The following is a 19,553-nucleotide window of genomic DNA, read 5'->3' on the forward strand; positions in this document are numbered from 1 at the left end:
CCGACGACGTCGGAGGCAGCGACTGCGGGCAACTGCTCCTATCGCGCGTGAGGCAGGCAGCGTCCGTCTCCGTTGCCGCGGATGATCCAGGCTGGGCGCTTCCATCCACGATGAAGCGGCGGCGATCTTGCTTCCCTCACCGCAGATTCCCCCGCGCTGGGGGCACTGCCAAGTGGCCGGTGAGCCTCAGACTCCGATGACCTTGATGGTTTTTCCACAGAGCTTGTCCATGTCGTCCTCGTCGGAGGTGAGGACGATCACCGGCCTGACCGCGCGCAGGGCAGTGGCAGCCACCACGGCATCAATGGCGTACTTGTGGCCATGCAGCCGGGCATCACGCAGAAGCTCGATCGCCCGCGCACAGATGTCCTCGGTCACCGGCTCGACCTTCAGCCGGGACAGATGCCGTTTGAGACGATCACTTTTCACCCGGACGTCCTGAGCCTCGATCGGCGTCATCGCGCTGACGACGACCCGGAAGTCGTTGTCCTGAGCTCCACGGACGATCGCGGTCACCCTCTGATCGGCCTCGCACCACCTGACCAGGCCTTCGCAGTCGAGGACCACGGTGCCCGCGCTCAACTTGCTTCGTGCGCGCGCCATCCGCCCTCTTCCTGGAGCTCGGGTGCGGACTTCACGCTGCGAAACAGCTCCGCCGCCTCATCGCGCAATCCCTGCGGAATCGGCCCGCAGGCGGCCTCGTTCGCCTGAAGCGCCTCCTCCAGGAGATCCCGCTCGATCTGACGTTCGACCGCGGCATCGACATAGGCGGAGAACCCGCGCGCTCCGACGCGTTCCCGGACCGCCCGGATGTTCCCCGCACGCAGAGAGACACTGACCTTGGCCGCCGGACCATCCCCCGGGGCGAACTCCCGCTCAGGCGTACTCATGCCGCTAGTTTACTACTCGAAGTAGCAAATGGCCGAGAAGTTCACCCATCGATGACCGAGCGGTCGGCCCCTACTCCTGGGCGGGAATCAGACCCGCCTGACAGGAGCCCGCTCGAACGGGTCACCTGGCTTGACGCTGACGCCACCAACGCTGCGGTGACCCACGAGGTACTGCAACATGACGATGCGTTTCCCGTCGGCGTTGGGGCTTCAACTCAAGCAGGGGAGCCCGTGGCTTCAGGCGAACCTCGACGTCCGCGTCCAAACTCACCCCTGGCCAGACAGACCCTGAAAGTCCGGCGAATCCGCCACGATCTTTACGGCCGATCCGCCACGGATCTTACGGCGGAACTGCCACACCCACCTCGGCAAATCTGCCACTCGGTGAACCGTTGACGACCATCCTCACCCCATGGACATCGACGAGCTGACGCTCTTCCCTCGTCGACGGTGTGCGCCGGTTCAGCACAGCGGGGCCCACCGAGTCATTCGGCCTGCGGCTCCTCGTAAGGAATGCGGTTCAGGTGCAGGATCTCGCCCAGCGTTCCCCACTCGTCGCTGCCGAGCTTGGTCAACGGGCGCAGTCGCCTGGCATCAGGCCGGCCGTTGACGATGTAGTCCTTGTGCACCGCCGCGAGGAAGACCCTGCCGAAAACCAGGGTGGAGTTGCCCATGCGCAGAGTGGTGTGCGAACGGCACTCCAGGACGACGGGAGAGGCGGCCACCCGGGGCGGCCGCACATGACGGCTGGCTTCGCGGTCGATTCCCGCGAAGTCGAATTCGCTGACGGTCCGAGGGAAATCGGTGGCGGTGGCGTTGATCAGGTGCAGCAGCGGTTCGGACGAGAGGTTGACGACGAACTCTCCGGTGTCCTCGACATTTCGCAGGGAATCCTTGCGGCCGATCGAGGTGAACTGCACGATCGGCGGATCGGTACTGGCGATGCTGAAAAAGGAGTGCGGAGCGAGATTCTCCACGGCTCCGTCGGGTGTGACAGTGGAGACCCACGCGATCGGACGCGGAACGACGACCGAGGTCATGAACCGGAAGAAAGCCGCCCCGCCCATGGCCTCAGGGTCGAAGTCGACACGCATGACGTTCAGTATTCATCATGCTCACATTGTGTGATGTCCGCCACGCGGAGGAGGAACGCGGCACCTGGGCCTCTACCGTGAGGTCCTCGTCACCCCCGCGAGATCACCCCCGCGAGGGGTCACAGCCAGTCGTGTTCACGCGCGTACCGCGCCGCTTCGTGCCGGGTCCGGGTCTGGGTCTTCTGCATCGCGTTCGAGAGGTAGTTGCGCACCGTGCCCTCTGCCAGGTGGAGCCGGGTGGCGATGTCGGCGACCGAGTAACCTTCGCCGGTCGCTCGCAGCACGTCGATCTCGCGGTCGGTGAGCGGGCAGTCGTCGATGACGGCGAGGGCGGAGACGTCCGGGTCGATCCATCGCCTGCCCTCGTGCAGGGTTTTGATGACGGAAACGATGTGTGCCGGTTCCGCGGACTTGCTGACGAAGCCCTGGACGCCGAGCTTGAGCGCCCTGCGCAGCACGCCGGGCCTGGCGTGGCGGGTCAGCATGAGGATCACCTGGTCCGGCCGCGTACGGCGGATCTCCGCGACCGCGCCGAGTCCGTCCACACCGGGCATCTCCAGGTCGATGACGAGCACGTCGGGCCGGTGTCGCAGTGTGGCCTGGACGGCCGCCTCGCCCTCTTCCGCTTCGGCGAGTACGGTGATGTCGCCTTCGAGGGGGAGCAACGCCGCCAGCGCTTTGCGAAGGAGGGCCTCGTCGTCGGCGAGCACCACGGTGGTCATATCGGTCGTCCTTCCACGCTTTAGAGAGCGGCGTCCGAACGGCCATTCGGGAATGTCGCAGCCGTCAGGAAACGTCCGTCTTTCTGCTCCACCGTCAGTTCGCCTCCGTTGGTCGCCACTCGTTCCCTGAGGGTGGCGAGCCCCCGGAGTGCGGGAAGCGGGGCGTCCGGAACGCCGTCGTTGACGATGGCGATGCCCGACTCCGACAGGGTGACACGCACCTGCTCGGCCTGCGCGTGCCGCAGGATGTTGGTCGTCGTCTCCCGCAGGACCTGGCCGAGCAGTTCGCCCGTGCGGGCGTCGACCTCGGCCTCACGATCGACGCGTACGTGGATGCCCGCGGCTTCGAAAAGGTTCTTCGCGTTCTCCAGCTCCGCCGAGAGGTTGAGCCGCCGCTGGGCGTAGGCGAGTTCCTTGGTCTGGTTGATGGTGTCGCTGACCAGGGCGTGCACCTCGCGGAGTTCCTGCTCCGCCCGTTCGGCGTCGCTGCGCACCAGTTTCCGGGCCAGCGCGATCTTCAGCTTCACCACGTGCAGGGTGTGGCCCTGGATGTCGTGCAGGTCGCTGGCGAACCGGACGCGTTCGCGGATGACGGCCAGTTCCGCTTCGCGCTCTCGTGCCTCCTCCAGCTCCGCGATGAGGCCGTAGAACCGCTTGTTGGGGAACATGAAGCCGATCAGTACCGCGGTGGAGCCCGCGGGAATGATGACGTACTCGATCAGAACAGTGGAGACGTCTCCCTGGGTGATCAGCAGCCTCGCCGCACCCACCGCGGCGATGTAGGCGACCAGCCCAAGGGCTGCCGCGACCCGGTGGCGCGGCAGCTGGGGGATGACGTGGGAGCCCACGATCGAGAGGCCGTAGAACGCCATGTTGCCGTCGGCCGCCAGTACGGAGAAGGGCCACACGGCCGCGGTGACGATCAGGCAGGGAAGCGCGACGCGCAGGATGTCGCCCGCCGCCCACCGCACGAAGGCCACCAGGGCCGCCACCACGCCCGCGCCCATGACGAGGGCTTCCCACCAGGACCGGGCGTCCTGCACCACCAGCAGCACCCCGACGGTGACGAGCAGCGGGAGGAACAGGGTGAGGTTGAGCCTGCGTAACCGTCCCCGCGCGGGCTCGGTGCCCTGGGACACCGCGTCTGTCGGGCTCATCGGTCCTCACCTGGTCACCGGGCGGTCGGACCGCGGCTGTGCACATCGGCCATTTCCACGGTAGGCGGTGTCGCGCAGTGGTCTCGCATGGGTGGCTCTCTCCCGCCGGGATCAACGACGCCGAAAGTCGTCATCGGCGCGGTTCCCAGCGGAAGATCCGGGAGGCCAGCGCGACGGCGACGACGACCCAGCTCAGCGTCGGCGCCAGGAGGATCAGGGAGTCGGTGACGGGAACGCCGCCGTTCCAGGCGTTGACGGCCAGTTCGGTGGCCGAGCCGCCGGGAAGCAGCCGTTTGAGCAGGGTGAGTTCCTCGGTGCCGGTGATTCCCACCCAGCTGGCCACGGCGATGGTGCCGAGACTGACGGGCAGCGTGGTCACCTGGGCGTGTTCGGGGGAGTTCGTCAGTCCCGCCGTGGCCAGTCCCAGGCCGAGCATCATGATGATCATCGAGAGGACGGCCGCCACCAGGAGGGGGACGTTGTCCGGCTCGCTCGTGACCATGGCCAGTACGGTCATGATCACGACCACCTGGACCAGCGAGATGACGGTGATCGGGAGGAGCAGCCCGGAGAGGATGCCGGTGTCGCCCGCCGCGGTGGAGCGCAGCCGCTTGAGGAAGAGGTTCTGCCGGCGTGCGGCCAGGGTGGTCACCGCGGTGGTGTAGAGCCCGAACGCCCCCACGGTGAACATCGTTATCGCCGCGATGTACCCGAGGCTGCCCAGGGCCGCGAAGACCTCGTGCCGGTAGATGAAGAACGCGCTGACCACCGCGGGCATGACGATGCTGGTGACCAGGACCAGCCGGTTCCGGAAGATCTGGATCAGCTCGCTGAGAGCGATCGAGAGCATGGCGAAGGCCCCTTTCTTGGAAGGCTCGGGAAGGCTCGGGAGGACTTGGGAAGGCTCCGGGGGGCTAGTCGCTGCCGATGGCGCGGAAGACGTCGTCGAGCCGGGTCGGTCCGGCCTGGAGTTCCCGAAGCTCCACCGAGTGCTCCTGCGCCCAGCCGAGCAGGGTGTACAGGTCCTTCTGCAGGCCGAAGGTCTCGACGAGGAACGTTCCGTCGCCGTCGCGCGTGGCCGCCAGCGGCAGGGCGGGGGCGGGGGCCGGCAGGGAGAAGCGGATGGTGGAGGGCAGGGTCCGCGTCAGTTCGGAGACGGTCCCCTCCCGGTGGAGGGCGCCTTTGTGCATGAGGCCGATGCGGTCGGCGTGCTGCTGCGCCTCTTCCAGGTAGTGCGTGGTGAGAACGATGGTGGAGCCGTCTTCGCGCAGTCTCTCCACGGTGTTCCACAGATCGTCTCGGGACTGGATGTCCAGGCCGGTGGTGGGCTCGTCCAGGAAGATCAGCTCAGGCGTTCCGTACACGGCGGTGGCGAAGTCCAGCCGTCGTTTCTCGCCGCCGGAGAGCTGGGCCACCTTGGTGCCGGCCTTGCGGGTGAGATTCACGACGCCGAGCACGCGTTCGACCGTGTCCGTGCGCCGGGTGAGTCCTCCGATCAGCCGGACCGACTCCTTTACCGTCAGGTCCGGGGAGAACCCGCTGTCCTGCAGCATGATGCCCATCCTGGGCCGTACGGCGTGCCGGTCGTGTGGGCTCTGCCCGAAGACCCGCACGGTGCCCGAGGTGGCCCTGCGGTGGCCTTCGACGATCTCCAGGGTCGAGGTCTTCCCCGCCCCGTTCGTGCCGAGCAGCGCGTAGAGCTCTCCGGGCCGTACCTGGAAGGACAGGTCCTTCACGGCGTGGAAGTCGCCGTAGGTGAGATTCAGACGTTCAACGTCGATGACGGGTGTCGAGGGCATGCCATCGATCTCAGCAGCCACCGCGCTCACCGGGCAGTGCGACCACGTCATGACCTGGCCATGACATTTCTTGGGTGAACGTATGACACGGTGTCACTGGTGCCACCGCGCGGCCCGGACGAATAATGCGGCTACAGCGGCTTCCTCGAAGCCACGATGACGATCAGGCTCGCGGGCCCGGGGCGCGGCGGAAGGCGAAGGGCTCGCTCTCGCGGCCCGGGATGACGAACCAGCACTCGCCGGTGCCGTCGCTGTCGAGCAGCCGGACGAAGGTGTCGACGACGGACGAGACGTCCAGGATCGGGAAGCCGAACTCCTCCAGCACCGCCCTGCCCTCGCCGAGGATCGCGGTGTCGGCGAACGACGGGCAGAGACCCTGCACCTTGATGCCGTGCGGCCGGAGGTCCTCGCCGAGCGAGCGGACGAGGCCGACGACGGCGTGCTTGTTGGCGGCGTAGACGGGGTCGGACGGGATGCCGACGATGCCCGCCATGCTCGCGGTCGCCACGATCGTGCCGCCCCCCGCGGCCCGCAGGGCCGGGATCGCGGCGTGCATCCCGAAGACGACGCCGTCGAGGTTGACGCCCATCGCCAGGCGGTAGCGCCGGACGTCGAAGTCCTCGCCCAGCCCGAAACCCGAGGCGATGCCCGCGTTGAGGAAGGCGAGGTCGAGCCTGCCGTACCGTTCGACCGCGGTCGCCACCGCCGCCTCGTTGTCCTCCAGCCGTGACACGTCGCAGTGGACGTACGTCGCGCCCAGCTCGTCGGCGAGCTTCCCGCCCGCGACGTCGTCGATGTCGGCGAGGACGAGACGGGCCCCGCCCTCCGCCAGGCGCCGGGCCACACCCGCGCCGATGCCGTTGCCGCCGCCGGTGACGAGGGCGACCCTGCCTTCCAGCTCGTCGGCGCGGACCACGTTGAACGTCTCGGCCACGCTCTCCCGGCTCCCCTGGATCCCCAGGCCGCTGAGCAGCCCGCCGCCGCTCTCTCCGGTGAACCCGCCCGTTTTATCCGTACTCACAGCGGCAGCCCTCCGGTGGCGGCGTTGGTCGAGCCCGTACTCCGGTACGCCGCGATCGTACGCTCGGCGATGCGCATCTGGTGAATCTCGTCGGCCCCGTCCGCGAAGCGGGCCCAGCGGGCGTGCTGGAGCATCTTGGCCAGCGGGGTGTCGGTCGAGTAGCCGAGCGCGCCGTGCACCTGGATCGCCCGGTCGACGATCCGGTTGAGGCTGTTGGCCACGAAGTGCTTCGCCATCGAGACCTCGGTCCGGAAGTCCTCGCCCTTGTCGATCTTCGAGGCGGCGTGCAGGACCATCAGCTTGCACTGGTACAGCTCCATGGCCGAGTCGGCGATCAGCCACTGGATGCCCTGCTTCTCCGCCAGCAGCGATCCGTGGCTGTAGCGGTTGAGCGCGCGATCGACCATCATGTCGAGCGCCGTCTCGGCCTGGGAGATCCAGCGCATGCAGTGCGCCAGCCGCGCCGGGCCCAGGCGATACTGGCCGAGCCGGTGGCCGTTGCCGCGCCCGCCGAGGATCTGGCTGTCGTGCAGGCGCAGGTCGGTGATGACGATCTCGCTGTGGCCGGTGGAGCCGTGCATCGTCTCGACCTCGCGGACGTCGTTCCACCCCTCCTGCGGGAGGTCGACGAGGAAGGCCGTGTTGCCGCCGCGCGAGCCCTCGGGCACGTCGAGCTCGGTCTTGGCGATGAGGATGGCGAAGCTCGAACGGCGGGCGTTGGAGATGAACCACTTGTGGCCGTTGACGACCCACTCCTCGCCGTCCTTGACGGCGTGGGTGCGGATGAGCGTGGGATCGGAACCGGCCACCTCCGGCTCGGTCATCGCGAAGCACGACATCTTGTGGCCCTTGAGCAGTGGTTTGAGATACCTCTCCTTCTGCTCGTCGGTCCCCCAGTGCAGCAGCGTGTGCATGTTGCCCTCGTCGGGCGCCGAGCAGTTGAGGACCCACGGCCCGAGCCGGGTCTTGGCCGCCTCGGACTGCACCATGGCCAGCTCGACGTGGCCGAGGCCCATGCCGCCCCACTCCTTGGGCATGTGCGGCAGCCACAGCCCCTCGGCCCGTGCCTTCTCGCGCAGCTCGAAGATGACGCGGATGTACTCGTCGCGCGTGGTCACCTTCTCCTCGTCGTCGAAGCCGCTGACGGCCGGGACGATGGTCTCCTGGACGAAGGCCCGCACGCGGCGGCGGATCTCCTCGTGCTCGGGGGCGAGGGTGAAGTCGATGGCCATGGGGTCCTCCCCTTAGCGGCTCTGACAGGTCCGAAGGGCCGCCGGGCGGGGACTCCTCGCCGTGTGCCGCGACCTTTGATGCGACTGCTTCATGATTTGATACACATGCATTAATACCCTAGAGCACATCCACCGGCAAGACAGGAGCACGCATGCCCCCTAACCCGGAAGCGACCGGCAGACGCCTGGTCGCGACGGCCGAACGGCTGTTCGCCGAGCGCGGGATCGACGGCGTGTCGCTCCGCGAGATCAACACCGCCGCCGGGCAGCGCAACTCGACGGCGCTGCAGTACCACTTCGGGGACCGCGCGGGCCTGCTGGGCGCGGTGCTCGCCAAGCACCATCCCGAGATCGAGGCGCGCCGCCACCAGCTGCTCGACGAGTACGAGTCCCGGGGCGACCTGCCGGAGGCCGAGGCCCGCCGCGCACTCGCCGCCGCGCTGGTACGGCCGATGGCCGCCAAGCTGGCCGACCCCGACGGCGGCCGGTACTACCTGCGGATCATGGAGCAGCTCGTCCACCGTGCGAGCCTTCCCGCCCTGCGGAGCACGGATCCGGGGCAGAGCATCAACCGGTGGCGCGAGCTCGTGGCCCCGCTGCTCTCCGAGGTCGCCCTGCGCCGGCTGCACCAGCGCTTCATGGCGATCCGGGTGACGTACGTGGAGCTGGCCCGCCGCGCCGCCGGACCCGAGGGCAAGGACGACCGGCTCTTCACCAGCCACCTGATCGACGTCGTGTCGGCCGTACTGGCCACCGAGGTCTCCGAGGAGACCGCGCGGCTTCTGGGAGAGCGCGACAGGAGACGCGACGCGGGGAGCGAAGGAGTCCCGGAAAACCCGGCCCGCGGCACCGGCGGGCTCGGCGAAGAAGGCGCGGAAGGCGAAGAAGGCGGGAGACGCGGGCGTCAGGCGCCCGCGTGAGCCGCCTGGAAGGCACCTCCCGCCGAGTAGGTGACCAGCGTGGTCAGCACTTCCTTGACCGAATCGCGCTTGCGCACGTCGCAGAGGATGATCGGGGCCACGCCGTCCAGGCCCAGCGCCCGCCGTACCTTGATCGGGTCGTGCCGCCGCGCGCCGTCGAAGCAGTTGACCGCCACGACGAACGGGAGCCCTCGCTGCTCGAAGTAGTCCACGGCGGGAAAGCAGTCCTGCAGGCGGCGGGTGTCGGCGAGCACGACCGCGCCGAGGGCGCCGACCGACAGCTCGTCCCACATGAACCAGAACCGGTCCTGGCCCGGGGTGCCGAACAGGTAGAGCCAGAGCCCGTCGCGGATGGTGATCCGGCCGAAGTCCAGCGCGACGGTTGTGGTGATCTTGGACTCCACGCCCGCGGTGTCGTCCACGTAGAGGCCGCGCTCGCTCAGCAGCTCCTCGGTATGCAGGGGCCTGATCTCGCTGATCGTGCCGACCATGGTCGTCTTGCCGACCCCGAAACCACCGGCGACAAGGATCTTGATGGCCATGGCCGGGCTGTCGACCGGGGTCATTCCCGGCTCAGAGGCCGCGTATTCCATGCAGCACTTCCCTGTAGATGCGTTCGTCGATCGTCTTCCCCATCGGGCGGGGCCTGTCGATGGTGATCAGGCCCTCGCGTCGCAGCTCGCTGAGGAGTACGCGGGTGATGTTGAGCGGCAGTTTGAGGTGTGCGGCGACGTCCGCCACGGGGGTGGGCCGGCGGCACGCGGACAGCACGTCGAGATGCTCGGGCACCAGCCCGACCGGCTCGAAGGGCATCTCGACGGTCGTGACGATGGCCACCAGGTCAAAGCTCTCCCCGACCGGGCGCGCCCGGCCGCCGGTCACCCCGAAGAGCCTGACCAGGGGCCCGGGATCCTCACCCGTCACGTCCTCACACCGTTCCAGACGGGCGCTGGGGCAGCTCCCCTCGGCTGCGCGGACAGGTGCTCGCCGACACGCTTGACCAGCAGCGCCATCTCGTAGGTCACCATGCCCAGTTCGGCGTCGCCCGCGGCCAGTACGGCCAGTCTGGCTCCCTGCCCCGCCGCGGTGACGAACAGGAAGCCCCCCTCCATCTCGATGATGGTCTGCCGCACGCCGCCGAGGCCGAAGTGCCGCCCCGCGCCCAGTGCGAGGCTGTGGCTTCCCGCCGAGATGGCGGACAGGTGCTCGGCGTCCTCCCGGGTCAGTTCCCGGGAGCCGCCCATCGCCAGGCCGTCGGCGGACAGCACGATGGCGTGCCGGATACCGGTGACCCGCTGGGTCAGGTCGTCGAGCAACCAGCTCAGTTCAGATCTGGGGTCGGGCATCGGAGTGGCCATCCTTTCGCTTCCACACGTCCATTTCCTGCTCGGCCTGGCTGCGACCTTGCTGCCAGCCTCGCTGCATGGAGGACATGAGGTTTGAGAGCTCCTCGGGAGTGCGCGCGGTGGTGTCGCGCTGCTCGGGGGAACGTACCTGGCGGAGCTGGGGGGCCAGATTAGCCTGCCGCACCCGCATCGGCAGCCCGTCCAGATCGTCGTCCGTGTCCGGTACGGACACGGCCCGTCGCACGGGCGTCGGGGACGCGGGAGCCTCGCGCCGTTGCTGGGAGGGGAACCAGCTCGACGTGGTCTCGGGAACGCGGGTCACCTCGGGCTCCTGCGTACCGGAAAGGACCTTGGGCCAGTCCTCCGGTGCCGCGCTCAGCGCCCGTACGGGCCCGCCCGCGTGCGCGCCTCCCTGGCGCGCCCGCTGCGGCGTGGTCTCGGCGGCCAGCGACGCGCAGGGGGCGAGCAGGTTCTGCGGCAGCAACACGATCGCGGTGGTGCCGTCGTACGGCGAGGGGCGCAGCACGACCTTGATCCCGTGCCGGGCGGCGAGCCTGGCCACGACGAACAGGCCGAGCCGGTCGCTGTCGGCCAGGTCGAACTCCGGCGGATCGGCGAGCTTGGCGTTGAGCTCGTCGAGGCTGGCCTGGCTCAGTCCCAGGCCCCGGTCCTCGACCTCCAGCGCGAAGCCGTTGGCCGCGACCATGCTCCGTACGTGGACCATGGTGTTCGGCGGCGAGAAGATGGTGGCGTTCTCCACCAGCTCGGCGATCAGGTGGATCACGTCGGTGACGGCGGCGCCGACCAGCAGCGGCGCCTGCGGCATGGGAAGCACGGTGACGCGGGTGTAGTCCTCGACCTCCAGCACGGCGCTGCGCACCACGTCGAAGATCGGCACCGGGTCGCGCCACCTGCGGGCCGGGGCCGCGTCGGACAGGATGATCAGGTTCTCCGCGTGCCGCCGCATGCGGGTGGTCAGGTGGTCGAGCTTGAAGAGATCCTCCAGGATCTCCGGCTCCTCGACGCGGCGCTCCATCACGTCGAGGAGCGTGAGCTGGCGGTGGAGCAGCGCCTGGTTGCGCCAGGCGAGGTTCAGGAAGACCATGCCGACGCCCTTGCGGAGCGTCGCCTGGCCGACCGCGGCCTCCACGGCGGTACGCCGCACGGCGGAGAAGGCGTTCACGACCCGGTCGACCTCGGCGGTGTCCGCCGGGGCCAGCTCGGGAGCCTCGGTCGCCGGGTCCACGTCGTCGCCCCTGCGCAGCCGCTCGACCAGCCGGGGCAACCGCTCCTCGGCCAGTTCCACGGCCGACGCCTGGAGCCGCTTCAGCTCGGCGATCAGGGAGCGGCCGAACCGGTAGGACGCCAGGATCGAGAGGATGATCGCGAGCAGGCCCAGCCCCAGAATCAGCCCGACCCGCAGGTAGGCGCCGTTCTTGAGCGTGTCGCCCCTGGCCGTGGAGCGGGCCAGCTCCTGCGCGCTCTGCTTGTTGACGGCGCCGAGAACGGCCTCGGCGTCACGCTTCCACTCGCCGGCGTCCAGCGGGGGTTTGCCGATGAGGTTCCACGAGAAGATCCTGTCCTCGCCGGCCTTGAACCGCAGGTAGGCGGGGCTCTGCAGGAGCGTGTCGTGCTCTGCCCGCAGGTCGGGACTCATGTCCCGCTCCGCGTAGACCAGGTAGTTCCTCCGGCTGGTCATCGCCGAGACGAAGGCGGCGTGCTCGGCGGGCGTCATCTCGCCACGCCTCATCGCGGCGGTGAGCACGGCGTGTTCCCTGCCCGCGAACTCGTTGGTGGTGCTGTAGGCGCCCATGCCGCGGACGTTGCGGAAGGACGACAGGTCGGCGATCGCGGTGGAGTCACCGAACTGCCGGTTGGCGGCGCTGATGAACTCGTTGTAGCCGTCGGTCACCTGGATGGGGGTTATCGCATCGCTGTCGGCGAAGGTGCGCACCTGGATGAGCCCGTCCATGGCCGCCAGCAGCGCCCGCACGTCCGTCGGGGCGTTGTCGGGCTCGTAGGCCTCGGCGGACGCGATCGCCTGGCGTACCAGGTCCAGCTTGCTGTTCGTGACCCGCCGCTGCTCGGAGAGCATCCTGTTCTGGGCGGTGGCGCCGGCCGCCTCGGCGGAGAACTGGCGCTCCCGCTGGACCTCGACGATCAGCTGCCTGATCGGCGCCCCGATCACCTGCCAGCGGTTCTGCGTCTGGGCGATGCCGGCGACCTGCGCGATGGTCGAGTAGGCGATGAACGCCCAAAGGACGATCAGTGAGAGCACGGGAAGGAGGAGGATCCGGAGGATCTTCGAGCGGATCGGAGGGGGGGAACTCATTCGACTTGTCCAATCCGCGGTTCCTGCGCGTGGCCGGCAGCCGCGGGGAGAGCGGCCCCCGCGGTCGCACGCCGCGACTGGTGCGTGTGTGATTCGACACACTATGCCCATGGGACATATCGAGCTTCAAGCCACCAGAGCGAAGATTGAGTATCAATGTTCGTGGTGGACCGGGCGACTTCTTCCCCGTGAAAACCGGAGTTTCGGGCGATCGCGCAGCTCACACCGGGTGCCGTCAGCGAGCCGGCGTCCCCTCGCCGTCACCACGGACTGAAATTATTCCGTCACCATCCGCCGCCGATCGGCGCCCGGCCGACCCGGCCGCCCGGTGACGGGCGGCCGGGTCGGCCACGGGCCGGGGTCACCCGCGGGCGGCCTCCAGGACCCGCCGCGCGTCGCTCTCGAAGAAGCCGCGCGCGGACAGGGTGAGCAGGCCGCCGACCACCATGGGCACGATGAGGACGTACATGGCGGAGATGAGCGATCCGCTGCTGTCGGAGGCGATGCCGACGATCAGCGGGCCGAACGCCGCACCGGCGGTGATGAGCACCTGGAGAACGGCGAAGCCGAGGCCGCGGGAGGCCGCGCCGATCACGTCGGCGAGCGAGGCGGTCATGTTGGGGATGGCCATCGACGTCAGCACGCTGGAGGCCGTGACCACCAGGCAGAAGGTGGCCAGGGAATCCATCGTGAGCCCGGCGGCCAGGACGACCGACCCCGCCGTGATGCCCCCGCCGCCCGCCAGGAGCCTGCCGCCCTTGCGGGTGCCGTGCCAGCGCCGGCCGAGCCACGAGCCGATCAGGGTTCCCGAGACCACACCGACGATGGTCATGATGCCGCTCAGCGAACCCGCCGCGGCGGGGCCGACGCCGAAGTTGCGTACCAGCAGCGAGGGCAGCCAGTAGAAGACCCCGGCCAGGCCCAGGCTGAGCAGCATCAGGCCGATGGAGACCGCCAGCAGGGTGCGGATGGCCAGGACCTCGCGGAGCTGGCGGGCGAACGGCGGCTTGGGAGCGGAAGCCCCGGAAGCGGGGGCCTCAGCCGTGGCGAGGCCGGAATCGGCGCCGAGAACGGGACCGGTGCCGACGCCGGGATCGGCGGGATCGGCGGGAGCCGCGTTGGCGACCACCCGGTCGAGGTGTCCCCTGACGGGCTCGTGGAGCCGCCACACGAGGAGTGCGGTGAGCACGCCCGGCACGACCATGATCAGAAAAGCGCTGCGCCAGCCGAACGCCTCCGCGAGCACGCCGCCGAGCAGGGTGCCGACGCCCCCCAGGTAGGCGGTCACGCGGGTCCAGCCGTAGGCCTGGGCGCGGGTGGCCGGGGGGTAGTAGTCGGCCAGAAGGCTGCCGGCCGACGGATTGTCGATGCTCTCGGCCGCGGCGAGGAAGACGCGCATCGCGTAGAACATCGCGAATCCGGCGGCCAGCCCCGAGCCGAGCGTGGCCAGGGCCCAGCAGAAGACGACGACGGCGATGATCCGGGTGCGGCTGTGGCGGTCGGCGAAGTACCCGGCGGGGAGCGCGACGAGCGCGGCCGCCAGGGCGGAGGCGGTCGGTATGGAACCGGCGGCGGTGTCGCTGAAGCCCCACTCGGCCTGGATGGCCGGCAGCACGCCGGACAGCAGGTTGAACTCGATGCGGTCGACCAGCCCGACGACGAAGAGCACGGCCAGGGGAGCCCAGCCGTAAGGGGCGCGGGACCCGGCGTTGACCTCTCCGCCACGAGGCGCTCCGAGTTTCAGGCGTGGGGTGGTGGGCGTGTCGACCATGCGCCGGCCTTCCTGTAGCCAAAATCTAGAATCCGCTTCTAGAGCTTTGTTATGGAGGGTGGCACAGATCACAGCGTCCGTAAATGGCCGAAATACGAGACGCCGGCTCCGGCGTGTCGAGGCGTCCGGCGATCCTTACGGGCGGTCGTGAGGGACGGCGAGGGAGGGCGCCGGAGGATCGCCCACCGGCCCCCGGGAGCCGTCCGGAGAGGAGCCCTCACGCACCCCGCGGGCACCCTCTCCGGCGGACCGGGAACCGTCACGAGCGGACCGGGAGCCATCGTCGGCGGGCCGGGAACCGTCACGAGCGGGCCGGGAATCGTCACCGGCGGGCTGAAGGCCATCACCGGTGGAGTGAAGGCCGTCATCGGCGGGCCAGGAGCCGTCGCCGGTGAGCCGGGAGCCGTCATCGGCGGGCCGGGAGCCGTCGCCCGTCGTCGGGGAACCCTTCTTCGCGGCCCGGGAGCCCTCGCGCCTGGCGTCGGAGCGGTCGCGACGGGCGGCCAGGTCGATCATGGTGCCGTTGCCGGTGGCGGTGAGGGCCGCCGCGAAGAGGACCAGCTGGTTGAAGATCTTGAGGAAGACGAGCATCCCGACGGCACCGGCGACGACATGGTAGGCGGGGTTGCCCACGGTCATCTCCAGATAGACCTGGCCCAGGGACTTGAGGATCTCCAGGCCGGCGGTGATGACCAGAGCGGGCCAGATGACCCGCCGGAACGACAGCCGCAGGCGCGGCGGGGCGCAGAGCAGGGCGATCGCCAGCAGGGTGTTGACGGCCAGCCCGATCACGAACGCGGCGGCCGACAGCAGCCATCGCGACAGCGTGTCGTCGACACCCACCGTGTGCATGAACAACCAGTTCAGCACCGTCTCCGCGACGAAGGCCACCGCGAGCGAGGCCGACAGCAGCAGTCCCAGGCCCGCCATCACCGCCAGGTCGATGACCTGGCGCATCATGAAGCGGCCCGGATACTCCTCGATCCGCCAGATGGCCCTGATCGCCGAGCGCAGGGCGTCCATCCAGAACAGGCCGGTGAGGGGCAGGCCGACGAAGGCGATCACCCCGGCCGTGGCCCTGGCGCTCTGCAGCGCCTCTACGTCCAGGCGGGGGAAGTTGTCCGAGAGGTAGTCCTGAACGGTGTGCAGCACCTTCGGGTCGTCGAGGACCTGCCCGATGATGGCGAAGCCGAGCAGTCCCAGCGCGAACACGGCGAAGAACGAGTAGTAGGTGAGCGCCGCCGAGAGCCGCCCGGCGTCCACCTCGTCGTAGCGCACCACGGCGCGCACCAGGTGGTCCAGCCAGCCGTGGCGATGACGAGCACGTGCCCACGCCCTGGAGATCCGCGCGGTGAGACCCGTGATCGTCATGCCACGGCTTCTACCCTCAGCCCGCCCGCTTAGCACCACCTGGACATCTCATCCGTAAACCCTGCCTTCGATGCCACAAGCCGCACAGGACGCCCAACTGTCACAAAGCCTGCGGAACACTCGGCCGCCACAAGTCCCGCCGTCACAGGGCCCACGAAACGGTCAGCCGTCACAGGACCCACGGAACGATCAGGTGTCACACACCTCACGAAGCGCCCGCCGTCACGGGCTCCGCGGAACGCTCAGGCGTCGCGGGCCCTGCGGGCGAGGATCGAGTGGATCTCGAAGGAGGGGGCGCTGAAGCCCGGGGCCGACATGACCTCCCGGACCTCCCGGAGCTGCCCGGAGGTCATCCCCGCCTCCACCAGGCGGTCCTGCAGATGGTGGCTGTTGCTGATCAGGAGGCCGAGCCCGGCGGAACCTCGCTCCCACACCTCGGTCCAGCGCACCTGGTCGACGTCGACCAGGCCCGCCTCCGCCATGTCCCGCGCGGCGGAGCCACCCCAGGTCGGATCGCTGCCCGCCGCGCTCAGAACCCGGGCCATGGCCGTGACATAGGCCCCGTACACCTCTCCCGCGCGCCCGCCGGGGGTGGGCGGCGCCACCCAGCGGGTGATGTCGATCTCGTCGAGCTGCAGCCAGCCACCTGGCCGCAGCGCGTCGCGCAGGCGTCGCAGGACCTCACCGCGCCGCGGCAGGTGGCTGAGCACGAGCCGGGCGTGGATCAGGTCGAACGCGCCCTCCGGCAGCGGGTCGGTGACGATGTCGTGCCGGGCCACGGTCAGCCCCGGCCTGGACGGGATCAGTCCGGGTTTGATGTCGGTCGCCAGCACGCGCCCGCCCGGCGCCACCCGCTCGGCCAGCCAGAGGGCCACGCTGCCCCCGCCGGCCCCGACCTCCAGGCAGTTCCAGCCGGCGCCGACACCGGTCAGGGCGAGACGCTCGAAGGTCAGCGGATCGAGAAGCCGAGCGAGGTAGCGGTGCTGGTCGGACGAGTGGTCCCCGTCGTTGTCGAACACGTAGTCGGACGCGGCCGCTGAGTTCTGCCCGGTCATCTGGTCCCTTCCGAGAGCGGTTACCTCGCCCGCATGGTAGGTAGGGCCCACGCGAAGTGACAGACCCCCGGCCGGACCTGGACAGCTTCCCTGGAGAACGTATCCCTGGGGCTACAGTGTGTCCGGATAAAGAACTTCTGTTCGATAGGTGAACAATGCTGTATCACGAGATCGAGGGCCCCGCCGATGCCCCGCCGGTCGTGCTGGCCGGCTCGCTGGGCACCACGCTGGAGATGTGGAACCCGCAGATGGAGGCGCTGACCGGCCATTTCAGGGTCGTCCGCTTCGACCACCGAGGCCACGGAGGGTCCCCGGTGACCCACGGACCGTCCGCGGCGGGGCGCGAGCGGTTCCCGACGGCTCACGAGCGATCCACGGCGACCCATGGGCACCCCCCGGCGAACCGGGAGCTACCCCCGGAGACCGGGAGTTCCTCGATCGCCGACCTGGCCGGTGACGTGCTGGACCTCCTCGACCTGCTGGAACTGCCGAGGGTCTCCTTCGCGGGACTCTCGCTCGGCGGCATGGTCGGCATGTGGCTGGCCGCGCACGCGCCCGAGCGGATCGACCGGCTCGCGCTGCTGTGCACGTCGGCGAGGCTGGGCACGCCAGCCTCCTGGACAGAGCGAGCGAACATGGTTCGCGAGGCGGGCACCGCGTCGATCGCCGGGATGGTCACGGCCCGGTGGTTCACCCCCGGCTATTCCGGGCGGGAACCGTACGTGACGATGCTCGGCGGTATCTCCGCCGAGGGGTACGTCACCTGCTGCGAGGCCGTTGGAGCCATGGACCTCCGTCCCGACCTGCCCCTGATCTCGGCGCCCACGCTCGTGCTCGCCGGGGCCGACGACCCCGCCACGCCGCCCGAGCACGCGGAGCGGATCGCCGAGGGGATCCCCGGCTCCCGGCTGGTCGTCCTGCCGGGAGCGGCCCATCTGGCGAACGTCGAGCGACCGGAGGCGGTCTCCGGGCACCTGGTCGAGCACTTCCTCTCAAGGTGACGCTGGGTCACTACGTGCGACCCGGAGTGATTCGGCGAAATACGGTGAGGTACCCCGGTGACGCCAGACACGAGGGGGCACCATGGCGACCGTCGCCGAGCAGTTCATCGAGGTTCTCCGACAGGCCGGGGTGGAACGGATCTACGGGGTGGTGGGCGACAGCCTGAACCCGGTGGTCGACGCCGTCAGGAAGGCCGGCGACATCGAGTGGATCCCCGTGCGCAACGAGGAGGCCGGGGCGTTCGCCGCCGCGGCCGAGGCGCAGGTCACCGGGCGCCTGGCGGTCTGCGCGGGCAGTTGCGGGCCCGGCAACACCCACCTGGTCCAGGGGCTCTATGACGCCCACCGCAGCGGTGCCCCGGTGCTCGCGCTGGCCTCGCACATCCCCTCCTCGCAGATCGGCACGGGCTTCTTCCAGGAGACCCACCCAGAACGCCTGTTCGTGGAGTGCAGCCACTTCTGCGACGTGATCGGCACGCCCGAGCAGATGCCCCGGGTGCTCCGTATCGCCGTCCAGCAGGCGATCGGCCTCGGCGGCGTCTCGGTCGTGGTGCTTCCCGGCGACGTGGCGCACCTGCCCGCCGCCCGCCCCACCGGCGAGCACGACTTCCTGACCAGGACCGGCACGGTCGTACCCCACCCCGACCAGGTGGCCGAGCTGGCGGCGGCGCTGAACCGCGCCGAGAAGGTGATGCTGTTCTGCGGCGCCGGGACGCGCCACGCCCGCGACGAGGTCCTGGCGCTGGCCGGGCGCGTCCTGGCACCGGTCGGGCACGCGCTGCGCGGCAAGGAGTGGATCCAGTACGACAACCCGTACGACGTGGGGATGAGCGGGCTGCTCGGGTACGGCGCCTGCTACGAGGCGATGCACGAGGCCGACCTGGTGGTGCTGGCCGGGACCGACTTCCCCTACGACGACTTCCTGCCGGGCTCGCGTACGGTCCAGATCGACCACGACGCGGCACGGCTGGGCCGCAGAACCCCGCTGGAGCTGGCCGTGCACGGCGACGTCGGCGCGACGATCCGCGCGGTGCTGCCCCATGTCGCCAGGAAGACGGACCGCCGCCATCTCGACAGGATGCTGAACAAACACCTGAAGGCGCTGGAGAACGTCGTGGAGGCGTACACCCACGACATCGAGCACCACCTCCCGATCCACCCCGAGTACGTCGCGAGCCTGATCGACGAGCTGGCCTCCGACGACGCGGTGTTCACCGTCGACACCGGGATGTGCAGCGTCTGGGCCGCCCGCTACGTCAGCCCCAACGGGCGCCGCCGCGTGATCGGCTCGTTCGTGCACGGGAGCATGGCCAACGCGCTCCCGCACGCCATCGGCGCCCAGTTCACGGACCGGCGCCGGCAGGTCGTCTCGCTCTCCGGGGACGGCGGGCTCGGCATGCTCCTCGGGGAGCTTCTCACCGTCCGGCTGCACGACCTGCCGGTGAAGACGGTGGTGTTCAACAACTCCTCGCTCGGCATGGTGAAGCTGGAGATGATGGTGGACGGGTTACCCGACTTCGGCACCGACTACGTTCCCGTCGACTACGCGGCGATCGCCGCCGCGGCCGGGATCGGGGCGTCGCGGGTGGAGCACCCCTCGGACGTAGGGGAGGCCCTGGCCGAGGCCTTCGCGACCCCCGGCCCCTACCTCCTGGACGTGGTCACCGACCCGGACGTGCTGGCCATGCCGCCGAACATCAGCCGGGCACAGGTGAAGGGGTTCGCCCTGGCCGCGAGCAAGATCGTGCTCAACGGCGGGGTCGGGCGCATGATCGACATGGCGAAGGCGAACCTGCGGAGCATCCCGCGCCCCTGAACCGGGCGGCCCCGGGGGATTCGGCC

The 19,553-nt window shown here is 69.5% G+C and carries 19 protein-coding genes; 3 read left to right on the forward strand and 16 right to left on the reverse strand.

What is annotated here, in order from left to right:
• Window positions 1-186 precede the first annotated feature (186 nt).
• The 9 genes from ACSDR0_RS13120 to ACSDR0_RS13160 all read right to left on the reverse strand — a co-directional run bounded on the left by ACSDR0_RS13120 (window position 187) and on the right by ACSDR0_RS13160 (window position 7,915).
• Window positions 187-516: a PIN domain-containing protein gene (locus ACSDR0_RS13120; protein WP_435289044.1), complete on the reverse strand. Its 330-nt coding sequence runs from the start codon at window positions 514-516 to the stop codon at window positions 187-189.
• Window positions 517-578: 62 nt separating this feature from the next.
• Complete coding sequence (locus ACSDR0_RS13125) at window positions 579-890, reverse strand: hypothetical protein (RefSeq protein ID WP_435289045.1); 312 nt, start codon at window positions 888-890, stop codon at window positions 579-581.
• Window positions 891-1,375: 485 nt separating this feature from the next.
• Window positions 1,376-1,984 (reverse strand): flavin reductase family protein, encoded by a 609-nt coding sequence (locus ACSDR0_RS13130; RefSeq protein WP_435289046.1) that lies wholly within the window; start codon window positions 1,982-1,984, stop codon window positions 1,376-1,378.
• A 119-nt stretch (window positions 1,985-2,103) separates the two neighbouring features.
• Window positions 2,104-2,706 (reverse strand): response regulator transcription factor, encoded by a 603-nt coding sequence (locus ACSDR0_RS13135; RefSeq protein WP_435289047.1) that lies wholly within the window; start codon window positions 2,704-2,706, stop codon window positions 2,104-2,106.
• A 20-nt stretch (window positions 2,707-2,726) separates the two neighbouring features.
• Window positions 2,727-3,863, reverse strand: a complete 1,137-nt coding sequence (locus ACSDR0_RS13140; RefSeq protein ID WP_435289048.1) for a sensor histidine kinase — start codon at window positions 3,861-3,863, stop codon at window positions 2,727-2,729.
• A gap of 130 nt (window positions 3,864-3,993) precedes the next feature.
• Window positions 3,994-4,713, reverse strand: a complete 720-nt coding sequence (locus ACSDR0_RS13145; RefSeq protein WP_435289049.1) for an ABC transporter permease — start codon at window positions 4,711-4,713, stop codon at window positions 3,994-3,996.
• Window positions 4,714-4,777: 64 nt separating this feature from the next.
• Window positions 4,778-5,662, reverse strand: coding sequence for an ABC transporter ATP-binding protein (locus ACSDR0_RS13150; RefSeq protein ID WP_435289050.1), 885 nt, complete (start codon window positions 5,660-5,662; stop codon window positions 4,778-4,780).
• A 163-nt stretch (window positions 5,663-5,825) separates the two neighbouring features.
• Entirely contained in the window at window positions 5,826-6,683 is an 858-nt protein-coding gene (locus ACSDR0_RS13155) for an SDR family oxidoreductase (RefSeq protein ID WP_435289051.1), read from the reverse strand.
• A complete protein-coding gene (locus ACSDR0_RS13160; protein WP_435289052.1) occupies window positions 6,680-7,915 on the reverse strand; it encodes an acyl-CoA dehydrogenase family protein in 1,236 nt (411 codons plus the stop codon). The genes ACSDR0_RS13155 and ACSDR0_RS13160 overlap by 4 nt, the downstream gene beginning before the upstream one ends.
• A 152-nt stretch (window positions 7,916-8,067) precedes the next feature.
• Here ACSDR0_RS13160 and ACSDR0_RS13165 point away from each other — a divergent pair, with 152 nt between their 5' ends.
• The gene (locus ACSDR0_RS13165) at window positions 8,068-8,835 is read left to right on the forward strand and encodes a TetR/AcrR family transcriptional regulator (protein WP_435289053.1); all 768 of its coding nucleotides are present in this window, start codon (window positions 8,068-8,070) and stop codon (window positions 8,833-8,835) included.
• Here the strand turns inward: ACSDR0_RS13165 and ACSDR0_RS13170 are convergent.
• The 7 genes from ACSDR0_RS13170 to ACSDR0_RS13200 all read right to left on the reverse strand — a co-directional run bounded on the left by ACSDR0_RS13170 (window position 8,820) and on the right by ACSDR0_RS13200 (window position 16,710).
• A complete protein-coding gene (locus ACSDR0_RS13170; RefSeq protein ID WP_435289054.1) occupies window positions 8,820-9,428 on the reverse strand; it encodes a GTP-binding protein in 609 nt (202 codons plus the stop codon). The two genes, ACSDR0_RS13165 and ACSDR0_RS13170, sit on opposite strands and share 16 nt — an antisense overlap.
• On the reverse strand, window positions 9,409-9,759 hold the full coding sequence (locus tag ACSDR0_RS13175; protein ID WP_435289055.1) for a DUF742 domain-containing protein: 351 nt from the start codon (window positions 9,757-9,759) through the stop codon (window positions 9,409-9,411). Before ACSDR0_RS13175 ends, ACSDR0_RS13170 begins: the two co-directional genes overlap by 20 nt.
• Window positions 9,756-10,181 carry a roadblock/LC7 domain-containing protein gene (locus ACSDR0_RS13180; protein ID WP_435289056.1) on the reverse strand — a complete coding sequence of 142 codons (426 nt, stop codon included), beginning with the start codon at window positions 10,179-10,181 and terminating at the stop codon, window positions 9,756-9,758. Before ACSDR0_RS13180 ends, ACSDR0_RS13175 begins: the two co-directional genes overlap by 4 nt.
• Window positions 10,162-12,513 (reverse strand): sensor histidine kinase, encoded by a 2,352-nt coding sequence (locus ACSDR0_RS13185; protein ID WP_435289057.1) that lies wholly within the window; start codon window positions 12,511-12,513, stop codon window positions 10,162-10,164. Before ACSDR0_RS13185 ends, ACSDR0_RS13180 begins: the two co-directional genes overlap by 20 nt.
• Window positions 12,514-12,874: 361 nt before the next feature.
• Entirely contained in the window at window positions 12,875-14,284 is a 1,410-nt protein-coding gene (locus ACSDR0_RS13190; RefSeq protein ID WP_435289058.1) for an MFS transporter, read from the reverse strand.
• 135 nt (window positions 14,285-14,419) lie between these two features.
• Window positions 14,420-15,655, reverse strand: a complete 1,236-nt coding sequence (locus ACSDR0_RS13195; RefSeq protein ID WP_435289059.1) for a YhjD/YihY/BrkB family envelope integrity protein — start codon at window positions 15,653-15,655, stop codon at window positions 14,420-14,422.
• A 242-nt stretch (window positions 15,656-15,897) separates the two neighbouring features.
• Window positions 15,898-16,710: a class I SAM-dependent methyltransferase gene (locus ACSDR0_RS13200; protein ID WP_435289060.1), complete on the reverse strand. Its 813-nt coding sequence runs from the start codon at window positions 16,708-16,710 to the stop codon at window positions 15,898-15,900.
• Between the two features lie 155 nt (window positions 16,711-16,865).
• On the opposite strand from ACSDR0_RS13200, the gene ACSDR0_RS13205 reads away from it, so the two are divergent.
• Both ACSDR0_RS13205 and ACSDR0_RS13210 read left to right on the forward strand, forming a co-directional pair.
• On the forward strand, window positions 16,866-17,711 hold the full coding sequence (locus ACSDR0_RS13205; protein WP_435289061.1) for an alpha/beta fold hydrolase: 846 nt from the start codon (window positions 16,866-16,868) through the stop codon (window positions 17,709-17,711).
• Between the two features lie 82 nt (window positions 17,712-17,793).
• Complete coding sequence (locus ACSDR0_RS13210) at window positions 17,794-19,527, forward strand: pyruvate dehydrogenase (RefSeq protein ID WP_435289062.1); 1,734 nt, start codon at window positions 17,794-17,796, stop codon at window positions 19,525-19,527.
• Window positions 19,528-19,553 lie beyond the last annotated feature (26 nt).

This window comes from Streptosporangium sp. G11 (assembly GCF_051192615.1).
Lineage (GTDB): Bacteria > Actinomycetota > Actinomycetes > Streptosporangiales > Streptosporangiaceae > Streptosporangium.